This is a genomic window from Sphingomonas caseinilytica (assembly GCF_023516455.1).
Lineage (GTDB): Bacteria > Pseudomonadota > Alphaproteobacteria > Sphingomonadales > Sphingomonadaceae > Sphingomicrobium > Sphingomicrobium caseinilyticum.
Map to the genome: position 1 here is coordinate 680,383 of NZ_JAMGBA010000002.1, position 15,821 is coordinate 696,203.

Below are 15,821 nucleotides of genomic sequence, written 5' to 3' on the forward strand. Positions count from 1 at the left end.
TCATGACGGTAATCACGCGCGCGGAAGCGTCGACGGTCGACGCCTTGCAACAAGCGCTGATCGGCAACGCGCTTGCCGGCGAAATCGACGGTTTCAGCTCGAACGAACAGGAAGAGGCGGCGCGGTTCATCGCCGAGATCGCCTACAAGCGGCGCCGCGGCGAAGTCGCGATCCGGCTCGAGTCCACCGGCGGCGAAGCGAGCAGGCGCCGAATGCGCCTTGGCATCATCAACGACGACATGCCGTTCCTGGTCGACTCCGTCGCCAACGCAATTGCCGGACGACATCTCACCATCCACCGCTTGCTTCACCCGGTTGTCTGCGTCGACCGCGACGAGGGCGGCACGCTCCAGGCGCTGGAGCCGCTGTGCGACGACCGGGCTCGCCGCGAATCGATGATGTACATCGAACTGGATCGCACCGATGCACGTGGCCGGCGGGAGCTGGTCGAGGATCTTCATGCGGTGCTCGCCGACGTCCGCGCCGCCGTGCGCGACTGGCCGAAGATGCAGGCGCAGATGAAGGCTGATGCGGGCAAGATCGAGGACCCCGAAGGAGGCGCCTTGCTCAACTGGTTCGCCGACGGCGCATTGACCTTGCTCGGCTATGAAGTCGAACGCCCGGGCGAGGATTCTTCAAACACGCTTGGCATCTTTTCGATTCCCGGTGCGCCGACCGACAAGGGCGGTTCGGTTGGGGCGATCCGCTACTTCGAAGGCGGTGGAGCTGTTCCGCTGATGGCCAAGGCCGAGCGCCGTTCGACGGTTCATCGCCGCGTTCCGCTCGACCTGATCGTGGTCCCGATCCGCGAAGGCAAGAAGGTCACCGGGATCGGCGTCTATGCCGGCCTGTGGACCAGCCAGGCGCTGATCCAGCCCACCGAGGACGTGCCGCTGCTGCGCCGCCGCCTCAAGGAACTGGACAAGGAATTCGGCTTCGATCCTCATGGCCACAGCGGCAAGGCGCTTCGCCATGCCGTCGCCTCCGTGCCCCGCGACCTTCTGGTAAACCTCAGCGAGGACAGCGGCCACGATCTTATTACCATGGCCATGTCGCTGGCCGATCGCCCGCGGCCGGCAATCCTTCTCGCACGAAGCATTCTCGGCGGGCATCTGTTTGCCTTCGTCTGGCTGCCGCGCGACGAACTCAATACCGAGCGGCGGCTTGCTGTTTCGGAGCTACTCGAGGAAGTGACCGGACGCGCCGTCACCAGCTGGGCGGTGGAGCTTGGCGAAGGCGATCTGGCGCTGGTTCGCTACACGCTGGATATCGAGCGTACTGATGAGACGCCCGACGTCAGTGAGCTGAACCGCAGGCTCGACGAAATGGTGCGCGGTTGGGAACCAGGAGTCGAAGAAGCGTTGATCGACCAGGTTGGTGCAGGTCGCGCTACGCGCCTCACGCTGACCTATGCGGGTCAATTCCCCGACTATTATCGCAACCGGACGACCGCCGAGGAAGCGGCACAGGACATTTTGCGCCTCAACCGCCTCAACGATGATGAAGAGCGCGACGCGCGCCTTCGTATCGAGAAGGTGGACGGCGAGGAGCATTTGCGTCTGAAGATGTACCGGCGCGGCGGCCTCATACCGCTGTCGGATGCCATTCCGGTGCTTGAGAATTTCGGCTTCCGGGTGCTCGCCGAGATTCCGATCCAGCTCGAGGGCGAGGTCGAGGCGCATATCCACGACTGTTTGCTGGAACTGGCGGACGGCGTGCCGCTCGGCGATGTCATGGCCCGTGCCGAGGTGATCGAGCAGGCCATCGCCGATGTACTTTCAGGCAAGAGCGAGAACGACGCGTTCAACCAGCTCGTCCTCTATGCCGGCCTGGAACCGCGCCCGGTCGTGTGGCTGCGCGCATGGTTCCGCTACATGCGCCAGACGGGCGTTGCGTTCAGCGTCGCCACCGTGGTCGACGCCCTTCGGCGCGCCCCGAAGGCGGCGAGCGCGCTCGTAAGACTGTTCGCGGTTTCGCACGACCCCAAGGCCTCAAGCGGACGCGAAGCAGCAGTCAAGGACGCCGCGGCCAAGTTCGAAGATGCGCTGAAGGATGTACGCGGCATCGACGATGATCGCATCTTGCGCCAGATGCGCGCCGTCATCGGCGCGACGCTGCGCACCAACGCCTTTGCACCACAGGCAAGCGAAGCGCTGGCGTTCAAGATCGAATCCAAGTCCGTCCCGGGCCTTCCGGCGCCGGTGCCCTATCGCGAAATCTGGGTCTACAGCCCGCGCGTCGAGGGCATACATCTGCGCGGCGGCCCGATCGCCCGCGGCGGGCTTCGCTGGTCCGACCGGCGCGACGACTTCCGGACCGAGATCCTCGGCCTGATGAAGGCACAGCTGGTCAAGAACGCAGTCATCGTGCCGACCGGTGCGAAGGGCGGCTTCTATGCCAAGCAGCTCCCCAACCCGGCAGTAGACCGCGATGGCTGGCTGGCCGAAGGTACCGAAAGCTACCGGATCTTCATCCGGTCTCTGCTGTCGGTGACCGACAATATCATCGAGGATAAGGTCGTTCATCCGTCGGACGTCGTCATCACCGACGGCGACGACCCCTATTTCGTCGTTGCGGCGGACAAGGGAACGGCCACTTTCTCCGACGTCGCCAATGCCATCGCGCTCGACCGCAACTTCTGGCTGGGTGACGCTTTCGCCTCCGGCGGGTCCAACGGCTACGACCACAAGGCGATGGGCATCACCGCCAAGGGCGCGTGGATTTCCGTCCAGCGGCACTTCCTGGAGATGGGCATCGACGTTCAGTCTGAACCGGTGCGCGTCGCCGGCTGCGGCGACATGTCGGGCGACGTGTTCGGTAACGGCATGCTGCTCAGCAAGGCGATCAAGCTGGTCGCTGCGTTCGATCACCGCCACATCTTCATCGATCCCGATCCCGACCCGGCGAAGAGCTGGGAGGAGCGCGAGCGCATGTTCGCACTGCCGCGCTCGAGCTGGGACGATTACAACCGCAAGCTGATGTCGAAGGGCGGAATGATCGTCCCGCGCAGCCAGAAGTCGATCGAGCTCACCAAGGAAGCCAGAGCGGCGCTTGGGATCGAAGAGGCGACGATCGATCCGATCAGCCTTATTTCCGCGATCCTGAAGGCCCCGGTCGACCTGCTGTGGTTCGGCGGCATCGGGACCTACATCAAGGCCAGTCACCAGACGCATGCGCAGGTCGGCGACCCGGCCAACGATGCGCTTCGCGTGGACGCCAGGGACGTCCGCGCCAAGGTCATCGGCGAAGGCGCGAACCTCGCGATCAACCAGCCGGCGCGGATCGAGTTCGCCACGTTCGGCGGACGCATCAACACCGACTTCATCGACAATTCGGCGGGCGTCGATTGTTCGGACAATGAGGTCAACATCAAGATCCCGCTCAATCGCGAAATGCGTGAAGGCGGGCTCAAGGAAGAGACCCGCAACAAGCTGCTTTCCGAAATGACGGACGAGGTTGCCGAGCTGGTCCTCGAGGACAATCGACTCCAGTCGCTGGCGCTTTCCATCGCGGAATCGCGCGGCCCGGCCGGTATCCCGGGCTTCGTCCGGTCGATCGAGATGCTGGAATCGCTCGGTCGGCTCGATCGCAAGGTTGAAGGGCTGGAGAGCAGCGATGTCCTGCTCCGCCGGCGTGCCGATGGCCGCGGCCTTACCCGGCCGGAGTTGGCCGTCATCCTGTCGATGTCGAAGATGACATTGCAGGACGCGGCCGAGGAACTGAAGCTAGCCGACGATCCGACGATGGACAGCGAACTGATGGCCGCCTTCCCGGCGCCGATGCAGAAGAAGCACGCCGACGCGATCCGCATCCATCGCCTGCGCCACCAGATCGTCGCCACGAAGGTCGCGAACCGGCTGGTCAATCGGCTGGGGCCGAGCCTGCCTCTCGACATGACCGAGGAAGAGGGTGTCGGCCTGCCGCAAGTGATCGTCGCGTTCCTGGTTGCCGAGCGGCTGCTCGACCTCAAGAGCCTTTGGTCGAAGATCGAACTGGCGCAGCTGCCCGAACCCAAGCGCATCGAACTGTTTGCGATCGCAGCCAAGACCATTCGCGCGCATATCGGCGACGTCATTCGCGCTGCCGCGGGTGACACGAGTGTCGCCCAGGTCTGCGAATTGCTGAGGCCTGGCCTTGAGAAGGTCGGCGCCAAGACGGCGGGTCTGATCCGGGCCGAGGTCAAGGGAGAGTCGGCGGCTCGCCGTACGCAGCTGGCCGAACTTGGGGCGAGCAAGGACATCGTCGACCGCCTCGTCCGGCTTTACGAGCTGGATGGCGTGTTCGGAATTGCGGCCCTTGGCGCACGCAAGGAACTTGACGAGCTTTCCGTCACCCGGGCCTACACCCGCCTTGGAGAGGTGTTGGGCATCGATTGGGCCCAGCAGCAGGTTGCGCGCTACACGCCAAACGACAATTGGGAGCGTTTGCTCGCGGCCGGGTTGATCCGCGATTTCGAGCAGCTTCGGATCGACTTCCTCGGTCGCACGCGCGGTGAGGAGCCGGACGAGAGTGTCGAGCGCTGGGTGGATCGCAATCCCAAGCGGATCGCGCAGTTCCGGGCACTTGTGGAGCGGGCGCGCATGGCCGGTACGGTAAGCGCGCCGATGCTGGCACAGATCGCCAGCCAGGCAAGAATCCTGCTTTCCCGCTAGTGCGCGCCGCAATCTTGGTTCCCGCCCCGGATTATCCGGAGGAATGGGACTGGGCCTATGAGGTCGAGGCGGGCGTGTTGTTGCGCGCCGGCTTCTCGGTCGAAGCGCGTGACTGGACCAGCCCCGGCGACCTTGCCGGGTTCGACCTCGTCATGCCGCTGGTCGCCTGGGGATATCACCAGGATCCGCCGCGCTGGCACGCACTGCTCGATCGATTGGAGCGCGAGGCGGTCCCGACTCTCAACCCGGTACCGCTGCTTCGCTGGAACAGCGACAAGCGCTACCTTGCCGAGCTGGGCAACCAAGGCGTGGCAACGATCCCGACACGGCTGGTCGAGAAGCTCGATGAAGCTGCGATCGCGGACGCCCGGGCTGAATTTGGGGAACGGCTGGTTATCAAGCCGCCGGTCTCGGCATCCGCCTATGGAACCCACCTGCTTGAGTCAGACGACCCGGTTCCGCAGGAAGCTCTCGGCCAGCAGATGCTCGTGCAACCGTTCCTGAGCGCCGTTTCGAGCGAGGGCGAATATTCGATCATGCTGTTCGACGGAAGTTTCAGCCATTCGATTGTGAAGCGCCCCAAGGCCGGCGATTATCGCGTCCAGCCCCATCTCGGCGGCACCGAGCTGCCATGCGAACCGCCCGCCGGGGCGATCGACCTTGCCCATGCCGCCCTGGCCGCAGCGCCGGCGAAGGCCAGCTATGCCCGGGTCGACATGGTGCGCGACAATGAAGGCGAACTGGCGATCATCGAGCTTGAGCTGATCGAGCCAGCCTTGTGGCTGCAGCATGCGCCGGACGGCGGCGCCTCATTCGCTGCTGCCATTCGTTCGGCCTTGCCGCAGAAATAGCCACTGCCGAATTGCTGACGTCAGGTTTGGCGGCCCGCCAGGTGTTTCCAGCCGTTCGACGTCGATGCGGGCTATCAGCGCGTTCACCGGAAGGCGTTCGGCCTGAGAGGCGCGCTCCAACGCCGCCCAGAAGATCGGCTCCAGGCTGATCGAAGTTTCGTGGCCGGCAATGGTCACCGACCGTTTTGTCGGCGACCCCAACGCCATCAATACATGTGCTGCCCGCCGTTGATCGACAGCGTCGAGCCGGTAACGAAGCCGGCATTCTCATCGACCAGGAAGGCCACTCCCCGCGCAATTTCCTCGGCCTTGCCCAGCCGATTGACGGGGATCTTCGCGACGATCTTGGCGAGCACCTCGGGCGGAACCGCAGAGACCATATCCGTGTCGATATAGCCCGGCGCGATCGCGTTCACCGTGACATTGTTGCGGGCACCTTCCTGAGCCAGCGCCTTGGTGAAGCCGTGAATACCGGATTTGGCCGCGGCATAGTTGACCTGGCCGTACTGGCCTGCCTGACCATTGATCGATCCGATGTTGACGATGCGGCCATAGCTGCGGCCTTGCATTCCTTCGAACACCGCCTTGGCCATGTTGAAACAACCGCCGAGGTTAGTGTCGATGACGTCCTGCCACTTTTGATGGTCCATCCGCTTCATGGTCGTGTCGCGGGTGATGCCGGCATTGTTGACCAATACGTCCACCGGACCGAGGTCGGCTTCGACCTTTTGGACGCCGGCCTGGCATGCCTCGAAGTCGGAAACGTCCCACTTGTAAGCGGCAATTCCGGTGCGTTCGGTGAATTCGCGCGCACGCTCGTCGTTGCCAGCATAGTTGGCCGCGACATTCATTCCCATGTTCTTGAGCGCAAGGCTGATTGCCTCGCCGATACCTCTCGTGCCTCCGGTTACGATCGCCACTCGCGCCATGACTCTCTCTCCTGACCTTTTGGTTTTGTTGATTTGCGTTAGGACGCCGGCCACCATCCGGCAAGTTCGCGGCGAATGAGCGCGTCGAGCATCTGCATCCCCTCGTCGCTGTCGTTCAGGCAATCGAGGCGGGCGAAGTCGGCTCCACCGGCCCCGATAAAGGTTTCGCGCCCGCGAATTCCAAGCTCCTCCAGCGTTTCGAGGCAGTCGGCCGAAAAGCCGGGCGTTGCGATCGCAACGCGCTTGACCCCTTGCGACGGGTAGGAGGCGAGCACCATGTCCGTTGCAGGCTGCAGCCATCGGGCACGTCCGAACCGCGACTGGAATGCGACATCGATCGGGAGGTCCAGCTGCCCGCCGAGCAAGTCCGCGGTGGCCTTGCACTGCTCATAATAGGGATCGCCCAGGGTTCGCGTACGCTCCGGCATGCCGTGGAAGCTGAGCAGCAATCGTTCAGGCTTGAATGCCAGCGCATCGAGCTGCCTTTGCAGGTTCTTCGCTAGCGCATCGATGTGCAGCCGGTCGTCGAAATAAGGCGGCAGGATCCGGATGGCAGGCTGCAAGCGCATCTTCGCCAGTTCGGCGAAGGCGGCATCCACGGCAGTGGCCGTCGTGGCGGCACAATATTGCGGATAGAGCGGCGCCAGAAGGATGCGATCGAAACCGTGATTGACCATCTGCGCAATCGCAGGACCGATCGCCGGATTGCCGTAGCGCATCGCAAGGCCGACAAATACATCATCACCCAGGCGTTGCTGGAGCGCGTCCCTCTGCCGCTTGGAGATGGCCATGAGCGGCGAACCTTCATTGGTCCAGATCTGGCGATATGCCTCTGCCGACTTGGCCGGGCGCGTCCGCAAGATCACCCCGTGAAGGACCGGCTTCCAGAGTGTCGCGGGTATCTCGACTACGCGCGGGTCGGACAGGAATTCCGCTAGGTAGCGCCGGACCGCGCCGACATCCGGGGCGTCGGGCGTCCCCAGATTGACCAGCAGCACGCCGACGCTGGTGATGTCTTCCTTCTCGATCGTCATGGCGCGCTCATCGGATCGAACGGCAAATTGCGCAAGCGCCTGCCGGTTCCGGCCGCGATCGCATTGGCGACCGCGGGCGCAAGAACCGCCAGTCCCAGTCCGCTGACGCCGCCGGCGGGTTCGTCGCTTGGGACCAGCTCCACCTCGATCTTGGGAACGTCGTGCAGGCGCTCGAACCCTCGTCCGCGCATGGGGGTGGCTCGCGGCATGCCCGCCACATATTCCGGCGCGGGCACGACGGCGGCCGCCAGCGCCGCGAGCAATCCTCCCTCGATCTGCTGGCGAACCAGCCCCGGGTTGACGATCCGCCCGGCATCGACCGCTGCAACCAGCCGCGACACTTTGATGCGCTGATCGGCGCCGATCGTCGCTTCGGCAAGAAGGCCGATATGCGATCCGTAATGCGTGGCGCAGGCCAGACCCAGATTGCTGCCCGGAGCGCCTCCGTCCCATCCGCCGATGGTTGCGGCCGCCATGATGGCCTTGGCGAGGCGAGGGGCACCCCCCAGCATTCCGATACGGAATGCCAGCGGTTCGGCGTGAAGTGCCCGCGCCAACTCGTCGATGAAACTTTCGGTCGCGAAGGTCAGCATCGCCTCTTCGCCGCCCCGCATATATCCGGTGCGGATTGGAACGTCGGAGGAAATGCCGTCCACGCGGACCGAGGGAAAATCATATGGCGGACTTGCGGCCACCAGTTTGACGCCCGAAGGCTTGCGTTCTTCGGCCCGAGCAATCGAAGCCTCCAGACCCGATGCGCCGACCAGCCTGGAGCTCCAGGCCGAAATTCGCCCATCGCCTGCCGGTAGCGCGGTCATGCGCATCAACATCGGTCCGCGCACGGCGTCATGGTTCTGCGCGGTTGCAGGGGCGAGAGACAGGCTGACCGGCCGCCCGCTATGCTTGGCCATTTCCACCGCGATCGTGATGGCCTCCAGACCGAAGCCACTGCCCGAACCATCTCCGATCGGCATTGGGTAAAGCTCGATGTCGCCTTCCGGCATCCCTGCGGCCGTTGCGGCGGCGGTGCGAGCAAGATCCGGAATTTGCGTCGCCGCCCATACTTCCAGCCGGCCGTTGGCAATGCGTGCCACGGCGGCGGGAGCCTCGAGGGAATGATGCGGCGTCGGGGCGGAATAATAGGTTGCGGCGAGCGGCGTCGAACCCTCCGTCGCTTGGCTATAGTCGCCCCGTTCGAACAGCGGCTCGACCTTGCCATTCGCCATCCGCTCGGTGAGCAGCGCGGCGATATCGCCGGAATCCGTGCCTCCAAAGCGCGGCGCGGCGCGAGTCAGCGCCTTATCTGCCGCCCACCAGGTATGGCCGAGCGCTCCAAGCCATTGATCGCGAACCATGAGGTCGACCAGTCCCTGCTGGCGCCTGCCATTCTCGCGCGAAAAACCGAGCAGCCGGCCGCCCGGCGGCGCCATCCTGACAGAGCCGTAAATCATTCGGGGAAGGCGAACGTCGGACGTGAAGCGGAAACTGCCGTCGGACTTTGCCGGAAGGTCAAGGCGAGGCAGCGCCTGTCCAACCAGTTTGCGGGCTTCCGCCAGCCGTAGGCTGGGACTGTCGGCCGGCCGAAGCCTTGCCGCATCCTCGGCAACCTCGCCAAATCCGACGCGCTTTCCTTCGTGAACGACGAAGCCGCCGTCAGTGTCGCATTCGCTCGAACGGACGCTCCAGCGCTCCGCCGCGGCTTCGCACAGCAAGATGCGAGCGGTCGCCGCGGCCTCGCGCAGCGGCTGTTCGAATGCCCGGACCGATGTTGAACCCGCCGTAACGCGGGTGGTCACATCGAAATCGCGGCCGATGATGCTGTTGAGATAAGCCGAGCCTCTCGGTGCCGGCTCGACAGCAATATTCTCCCACGCTGCACCCAGTTCGTCGGCCGCGATCTGCGCCAGCCCGGTCCAGATGCCCTGCCCGGTCTCGGTCTGCGGGACCGCGACCGTGACACGTCCATCGGTCGCGATCCTGAGGAAGGATCCGAAGACCGGTTCCTTCGCCCTCGGCCGAAGCGGGCTTGCGTCACGCTTCGGCCAGGCCAGGAATGCGACAATCAGTCCGACGCCCGCGCCGCCGCCGATAAGCAGATTCCGGCGAGTGACTTTCGCCAGCTTCACCGGCTAGCCGGCATATTGCTGTTTCAGCATCACACGGTCGATCTTGCCGGTACCAAGCCGTGGAAGCGGCTCGTCCGAAAAGATCATGCGCGCGGGAATCTTGAACGCCGCAAGGCGGCCGTCGAGAAATTCTCGAAGCTCGTCCTCGGTGATGCTGCTGCCTTCGCGCCGGTGAAGGACGGCGACTGCTATCTCTCCCAGGCGCTCGTCGGGAACTCCGAATACGGCGACCTCGGCGATTCCCTCGCTTCCGTATATCGCGGCTTCGACCTCCGCCGCGGAGATATTCTCCCCGCCACGGATGATGATGTCTTTCTTGCGATCGACGATGAACAGATAGCCTTCATCGTCCAGGTAGCCGATGTCGCCCGTCTTGAAATATCCATCCGGTGTGAAGGCCGCCGCGGTCGCTTCCGGATTTCTCCAATAGCCCTTGATATTGGCGGCCGAACCGATGGCGATTTCACCGCGCTCGTTGGCGGGTAGGCGCAGATCGCCTTCGCCGAGAATGGCTATGTCGACAAAGGGGACCTGAGGACGTCCCGTCGAAGCCGGCTTGGCCGCGTAATTGCCCCAGAAGTTGCCGCAGCCGACGGCGTTGGTCTCTGTCAGGCCGTAACCGAGTGCGGGCTGCGTGGCCGGAAAGGCGTTGCGGAGTCGCTCGACATGGGCAACCGGGCGCGGCGCTCCGCCACCGGCGATGTCGGTCAATGTGCTGAGATCGTAATTGTCCCGGTCCGGGTGGTTCATGAGCTCCAGGCTCATCGTTGGAACGCCGACGAAATAGGTGATCCGCTCTTTCTCGATCAGCCTTAGCGCCTCGCCCGCATCCCATTTGGGCATCAGGACCATGCCGCGGCAGATAACGAAGCTGTTCAGCATCACCGGCACCTCGCCGGTGACGTGAAACAGCGGGACGACGACCAGCGTCTTGAGCGGGTTCGGCGGCGGACGACCTTCGGATTCCAGGATTCCACGCAAGGTCATCAATGCCGTCGAATAGGCATAGACGCCGGTCGTCACCGCACGATGCGTCGACACCGCGCCCTTGGCCTCCCCGGTCGAACCCGAGGTGAAGAGGATGGTCGCTTCGTCGTCCGGGGATACTTCGGGCAGCGCTATTTCAGCCGATCCCTCAGCGAGCAGCTCGAGAAAAGCTTCCGGCGTTCGCTTGTCGATCGCGATCGCATCGACCGAACAGGTCGCGCAGGTGGCGGCGATGCGCTGCGCCCTTGGCGCATCCGCAAGCACCAGCTTGGGCTCGGTAAGCTGGAGCGCATGTTCCAGTTCCTCCGGCTGCCACCAGCCGTTGAGCAGGGTTGCGACCGCGCCTGTCTTCACGACCGCCATGTAGGACAGGATCCACGCCGGGCAGTTGCGCATTGCGATGCCGACCCGGTCGCCTTTCGAAATGCCCCGTGCAACGAGGCCGCGCGCCATCTGGTCAGACAGCTTATCCAGCTGGCCGAAGGTCAGCCGTTCCTCACCGGCGATGACCGCGTCGACACCGGCGTAGAGCGCGCAGAAAGTCTTGAAGAAGAGCGGCAGGGTCGCCGGAAAGTTGGCGACGATCGTCCGGCCGGCCTCGTCCTTGTCGAGGATGACCCGGCCACCCGGTCCGGTGACGGCGGCCATTACCGCGTCATATTTCCGGTCAAGGTCAGTCAGAGCCATTCGTCTCTCCTTGGACTTTTGTTGGGGCCACCCTATGAGGCAGCTTCAACAAGGGGAAGCCCAGTATGAGTTTGATTGCAGCATTGGCCGCCAATTCGACTGCGATTGCGTTCCCCGATCTAGGTCTCTCGCCAATCGCGCTCGACCTCGGCTTCTTCCAACTTCGCTGGTACAGCCTCGCTTACCTTGCCGGCATCTTCATCGGCTATTGGTATCTACTCAAATTGCTGAAGCAGCCCGGCGCGCCGCTGGCTCGCCGCCATGCCGACGACCTGGTCTTCTATGCGGCGCTCGGCATCATTCTGGGTGGCCGTCTCGGCTATGTGCTGTTCTACAACCTGCCTTATTATCTCGATCGGCCGCTCGAGATACTGAAGCTGTGGGACGGCGGTATGAGCTTCCACGGCGGCGTCATCGGAACGTCGCTGGGCATCATCTACCTGTCGTGGAAGGAGAAGCTGCAATGGCTTCGGGTCCACGATTATGTCGCCTGCTGCGTGCCCTTCGGCCTGTTCTTCGGACGGATCGCCAATTTCGTGAACCAGGAGCTATGGGGCGCGCCGACCGATGTGCCCTGGGCAGTCCGCTTCGTCGAATCCACGCCCTATGGCGCGGCGCTCGGACCTGCGCGTCATCCAAGCCAGCTCTACGAAGCCGGCCTCGAAGGCCTGCTGCTGTTCGCGATCCTCTGGGCCATGTTCTGGCACAGCAAGGCGCGCTATGAGCCGGGCAAGCTGGTTGGCGCCTTCATCTTCTTTTACGGAATCTTCCGCTTCGGGATCGAATTCATCCGCGAGCCGGATTCCCAGCTGGTCGAATTCGCCAACGCCACGGGCCTCCACATGGGGCAGTGGCTGACCGTCCCGATGATCCTTGGCGGGCTGTACCTGATGGCGACCGCCAAGAAGCGACGTGAGCGGGTGGAACCCATCGCCGGCTCCGCCAGCGTTGCCTGACACGCCGCTGGCGCGTGCGCTCGTCGAGCGCATCCGCAAGGAAGGACCGCTGACCGTCGAGGCCTATATGGAGGCCTGCAACGCTTATTATTACGCGACCCGGGACCCGCTGGGCTCCAGCGGGGATTTCGTCACCGCGCCGGAAATCCACCAGATGTTCGGAGAGCTCGTCGGCGCGGCGCTGGCCGATGTCTGGATAAGGGCGGGAAAACCGGCGGACGCTGTTTATGTAGAGCTCGGTCCTGGTCGCGGCACATTGGCGAACGACGCGCTTCGGGTGCTGCGGCGGGCGGGTTTCGAGGGCGAGGTCCATCTAGTTGAGACGAGCCCTGCGCTGCGCGAGGCGCAGGCAAAACTGCTCCCCGAGGCAATTTTTCACGACGATCTGGCCACGCTGCCCGAGGCTCCGCTGCTGCTAGCCGCCAACGAATTCTTCGACGCCTTGCCCGTGCGGCAATTCATCGGGGAACGGGAACGTCATGTCATTCTCGCGGCCGGCGGCTTCGCCTTCGATCGCGACGGACCAATTGTCGAGCGCTCTCCGGCAAGGGTGGAAGTGGCCGATCAATTGGCCGGCCATATCGCCCGGAATGGAGGCGCGGCGATCATCATCGATTATGGCTATACCGAGGAAGAGGTCGGCGACACGCTGCAGGCGGTCCGGGGGCACCGTTTCTCCTACGTCCTCGACCATCCCGGCGAGCAGGACCTGACGGCGCATGTCGATTTCGCCTCGCTTGCCGATGCGGCGCGGCAGGCTGGTGCGACCCCAAGCCGGGCCGTCAGCCAGGGGACTTGGCTCGAAACGCTCGGCATCGCCGCCCGTGCAATGGCCTTGGCGGCGAAGAATCCGCAGGATACGGAAAGCATATCCGCCGCTCGGCGGCGTCTGTGCGATGAGGGTGAAATGGGGCGACTTTTCAAGGTGTTGGCGATTCGCGTGCCGTCCTGGCCGGATGTGGCGGGGTTGGGGTCATGACGGTCGCCTATCGCATGGCCACCCGAGACGATGCGACAGCGCTGTCCGAAATCGGCGCGCAGACCTTTACCGATACGTTCGGGCATCTCTACCAGCCCGAAGACTTGGAAATCTTTCTCCAGAATCATTCGCCCGCCAATTGGGTGAAGGAACTGGGCGATCCCGCCTTCAAAGTGCGGGTTGCCGAACGCGGCGGCCGGCTGGTCGGCTATGTGAAGCTAGGGCCGCCGCACCTGCCGTTCGAACCGCGCGGGGAAGCCGCGGAGCTACGCCAACTTTACGTCATCGAGGAAATGAAGGGGCAGGGCATCGCCCATGAACTGATCCAATGGGCGATAGAGCGCTCGCGCGATCAGGGCGCGGACTTCCTCTATCTTTCCGTGTTCACCGAGAACCATCGCGCCCGGGCCTTCTACGAGAAATATGATTTCGAGCCCGAGGGCACCTACGCCTTCATGGTCGGCAATCATGCTGACGAGGACATTGTGATGAGACTCAAGCTGTGAGTCTCGACATCGTCCGATCAGGTCTGCTGGATGGCGTGGAGCACGGGTTTTTCGGACGCAAGGGTGGGGTGTCGAAGGGCGCGGTTGCCGGGCTGAACTGCGGGCTTGGTAGTGACGATGACCCAATTGCCGTCGAGACAAACCGAAGGCTGGCGGCGGATGCAATCCTTCCCGGCGCCCCGCTTGCCAGCGTCTATCAGATCCACTCTCCTACCGCAGTGATCGTTACCGAAGCGACGTCGAACGATGAGCGGCCGAAAGCCGACGCGCTGGTCACCGACCGGAAGGAGCTGCTGCTCGGCATTGTCACCGCCGACTGTGCCCCAGTGCTGCTGGCGGACGTCGAAGCGGGCGTTATCGCTGCCGCCCATGCCGGCTGGCGAGGTGCGACGGCTGGGGTAACCGACCAGGCGATCGCAGCGATGATTTCGCTCGGGGCAAAGGTCGAGCGTATTGCGGCAGCGGTCGGGCCATGCATCGCCAAGGCCAGCTACGAGGTCGACCATGACTTTGCCGAACGCATCATGGCCGACGATCCGGAAAATGACCGGTTCCTCGGCGAAGGACCGACCGGAAATCCGCATTTCGACCTGGAGGCCTATGTCGTCGCGCGCCTTGCCGCGGCCGGCGTTCGGCGGATCCAGGCGACGGGCCTCGACACCTACCAGCTCGAGGATCGCTACTTCAGCTATCGGCGGGCGACCCACCGCATCGAACCAACTTATGGCCGGCAGCTGAGTTTGATTGGGCTGGCCAGCTAGCGCGCCGCTGCCCCAGCGGCTAATGCGCCGTCGCAAGGAGATTATCAGTGACCGAGAGCCGCCGCCCCAAGGACGTCGAAACCCATATCGGCGATCATAAGCTTGATCCGTCGACCTTGATGATGGGCTATGGGTTCGATCCCGCGCTGAGCGAAGGTTCGCTGAAGCCGCCGATCTTCCTCACTTCGACCTTCGTTTTCGAAACGGCTGCTGACGGTAAGCGCTTCTTTGAAGGCATCACGAACAAACATGGGTCTGGCGGCAAGGCCGAGGGGCTGGTCTATTCGCGCTTCAACGGTCCGAATGCAGAGATCCTCGAGGATCGGCTCAAGATCTGGGAAGATGCCGAGGCCGCTCTGACCTTCTCCAGCGGCATGACCGCGATCGCGATCCTGCTCCTGACCTTCGTACGCCCCGGCGACGTGGTCGTTCACTCCGGCCCGCTCTACGCCGCAACCGAAACCATCATCAACAAGATCCTGACGCAGTTCGGGGTCCACTATATCGACTTCCCGGCCGGCGCGACCCGCGAGGAGCTGGATGAGGTGATGGCGAAGGCCAAGGCTAAGGGCCGCGTCGCGCTCATCTATCTCGAAAGCCCGGCCAACCCGACCAATGCCCTGGTCGACGTCGAGGCAGTCGCGGCCGCTCGTGCCGCGGCATTCGGCGGGGAAGCTGAACTGCCGCCGATCGCGATCGACAATACCTTCCTTGGTCCACTTTGGGCGAAGCCGCTGGCCGACGGCGCCGATATCAGCGTCTACAGCCTTACCAAATATGCGGGCGGCCATAGTGATCTCGTCGCGGGCGGCCTGGTCGGCAAGCAGGCGCTGCTCGACAAGGTCCGGCTGATGCGCAACGTCATGGGCGGCATCTGCGATCCCAACACCGCCTGGATGCTGCTTCGAAGCCTCGAAACGCTCGAACTGCGCATGACCCGCGCCGGCGAGAGCGCGGAGAAGGTCTGCGAATATTTGCGCAACCACCCCAAGGTCGAAAAGGTCGGCTATCTCGGCTTCCTCGAGGCCGGGTCGCGGCAGGAGGACATCTACAAGCGCCATTGCACCGGCGCCGGGTCGACCTTCTCCCTCTACCTGAAGGGCGGGGAGCGCGAGGCATTTGCCTTCCTTGATGCGCTCAAGATCGCCAAGCTGGCGGTCAGCCTGGGCGGCACCGAAACGCTTGCCTCGGCTCCTGCGGCAATGACCCACCTCTCCGTCCCCGAAGAGCGCAAGGCCGCGCTTGGGATCAGCGACAATCTTGTCAGGATTTCGATTGGTGTTGAAAAGGCGGAGGACCTGATCGCCGATTTCGAGAATGCGTTGAAGGCAGTCTAGGGGGAGTCAGTATGGC

The 15,821-nt window shown here is 63.7% G+C and carries 12 protein-coding genes; 7 read left to right on the plus strand and 5 right to left on the minus strand.

Going from position 1 to position 15,821, the window contains the following annotated elements:
- Positions 1–2: 2 nt before the first annotated feature.
- On the plus strand, positions 3–4,652 hold the full coding sequence (locus LZ496_RS09980; RefSeq protein ID WP_249904475.1) for an NAD-glutamate dehydrogenase: 4,650 nt from the start codon (positions 3–5) through the stop codon (positions 4,650–4,652).
- Positions 4,652–5,503 carry an ATP-grasp domain-containing protein gene (locus LZ496_RS09985; protein ID WP_249904476.1) on the plus strand — a complete coding sequence of 284 codons (852 nt, stop codon included), beginning with the start codon at positions 4,652–4,654 and terminating at the stop codon, positions 5,501–5,503. Before LZ496_RS09980 ends, LZ496_RS09985 begins: the two co-directional genes overlap by 1 nt.
- Here the strand turns inward: LZ496_RS09985 and LZ496_RS09990 are convergent.
- The 5 genes from LZ496_RS09990 to LZ496_RS10010 are packed head-to-tail and all read right to left on the minus strand — an operon-like array spanning position 5,462 to position 11,266.
- Positions 5,462–5,710 carry a ribbon-helix-helix domain-containing protein gene (locus tag LZ496_RS09990; protein ID WP_249904477.1) on the minus strand — a complete coding sequence of 83 codons (249 nt, stop codon included), beginning with the start codon at positions 5,708–5,710 and terminating at the stop codon, positions 5,462–5,464. The two genes, LZ496_RS09985 and LZ496_RS09990, sit on opposite strands and share 42 nt — an antisense overlap.
- On the minus strand, positions 5,710–6,432 hold the full coding sequence (gene phbB / locus LZ496_RS09995) for an acetoacetyl-CoA reductase (RefSeq protein WP_249904478.1): 723 nt from the start codon (positions 6,430–6,432) through the stop codon (positions 5,710–5,712). The genes LZ496_RS09990 and phbB overlap by 1 nt, the downstream gene beginning before the upstream one ends.
- Before the next feature lie 38 nt (positions 6,433–6,470).
- On the minus strand, positions 6,471–7,466 hold the full coding sequence (gene hemH, locus LZ496_RS10000; protein WP_249904479.1) for a ferrochelatase: 996 nt from the start codon (positions 7,464–7,466) through the stop codon (positions 6,471–6,473).
- Complete coding sequence (locus LZ496_RS10005) at positions 7,463–9,592, minus strand: molybdopterin cofactor-binding domain-containing protein (protein ID WP_249904480.1); 2,130 nt, start codon at positions 9,590–9,592, stop codon at positions 7,463–7,465. The genes hemH and LZ496_RS10005 overlap by 4 nt, the downstream gene beginning before the upstream one ends.
- Before the next feature lie 3 nt (positions 9,593–9,595).
- Entirely contained in the window at positions 9,596–11,266 is a 1,671-nt protein-coding gene (locus LZ496_RS10010) for a class I adenylate-forming enzyme family protein (protein WP_249904481.1), read from the minus strand.
- A 65-nt stretch (positions 11,267–11,331) separates the two neighbouring features.
- Here LZ496_RS10010 and lgt point away from each other — a divergent pair, with 65 nt between their 5' ends.
- From lgt to LZ496_RS10035, 5 genes are read left to right on the plus strand one after another with little or no spacing between them, the layout of a single operon-like run.
- Positions 11,332–12,222, plus strand: a complete 891-nt coding sequence (gene lgt, locus LZ496_RS10015; RefSeq protein WP_249904482.1) for a prolipoprotein diacylglyceryl transferase — start codon at positions 11,332–11,334, stop codon at positions 12,220–12,222.
- Positions 12,215–13,201: a class I SAM-dependent methyltransferase gene (locus LZ496_RS10020; protein WP_249904483.1), complete on the plus strand. Its 987-nt coding sequence runs from the start codon at positions 12,215–12,217 to the stop codon at positions 13,199–13,201. The genes lgt and LZ496_RS10020 overlap by 8 nt, the downstream gene beginning before the upstream one ends.
- Positions 13,198–13,707 (plus strand): GNAT family N-acetyltransferase, encoded by a 510-nt coding sequence (locus tag LZ496_RS10025; protein WP_249904484.1) that lies wholly within the window; start codon positions 13,198–13,200, stop codon positions 13,705–13,707. Before LZ496_RS10020 ends, LZ496_RS10025 begins: the two co-directional genes overlap by 4 nt.
- The gene (gene pgeF, locus LZ496_RS10030) at positions 13,704–14,468 is read left to right on the plus strand and encodes a peptidoglycan editing factor PgeF (protein ID WP_249904485.1); all 765 of its coding nucleotides are present in this window, start codon (positions 13,704–13,706) and stop codon (positions 14,466–14,468) included. Before LZ496_RS10025 ends, pgeF begins: the two co-directional genes overlap by 4 nt.
- 47 nt (positions 14,469–14,515) lie before the next feature.
- Entirely contained in the window at positions 14,516–15,805 is a 1,290-nt protein-coding gene (locus LZ496_RS10035) for a cystathionine gamma-synthase family protein (RefSeq protein WP_249904486.1), read from the plus strand.
- Positions 15,806–15,821: the final 16 nt, after the last annotated feature.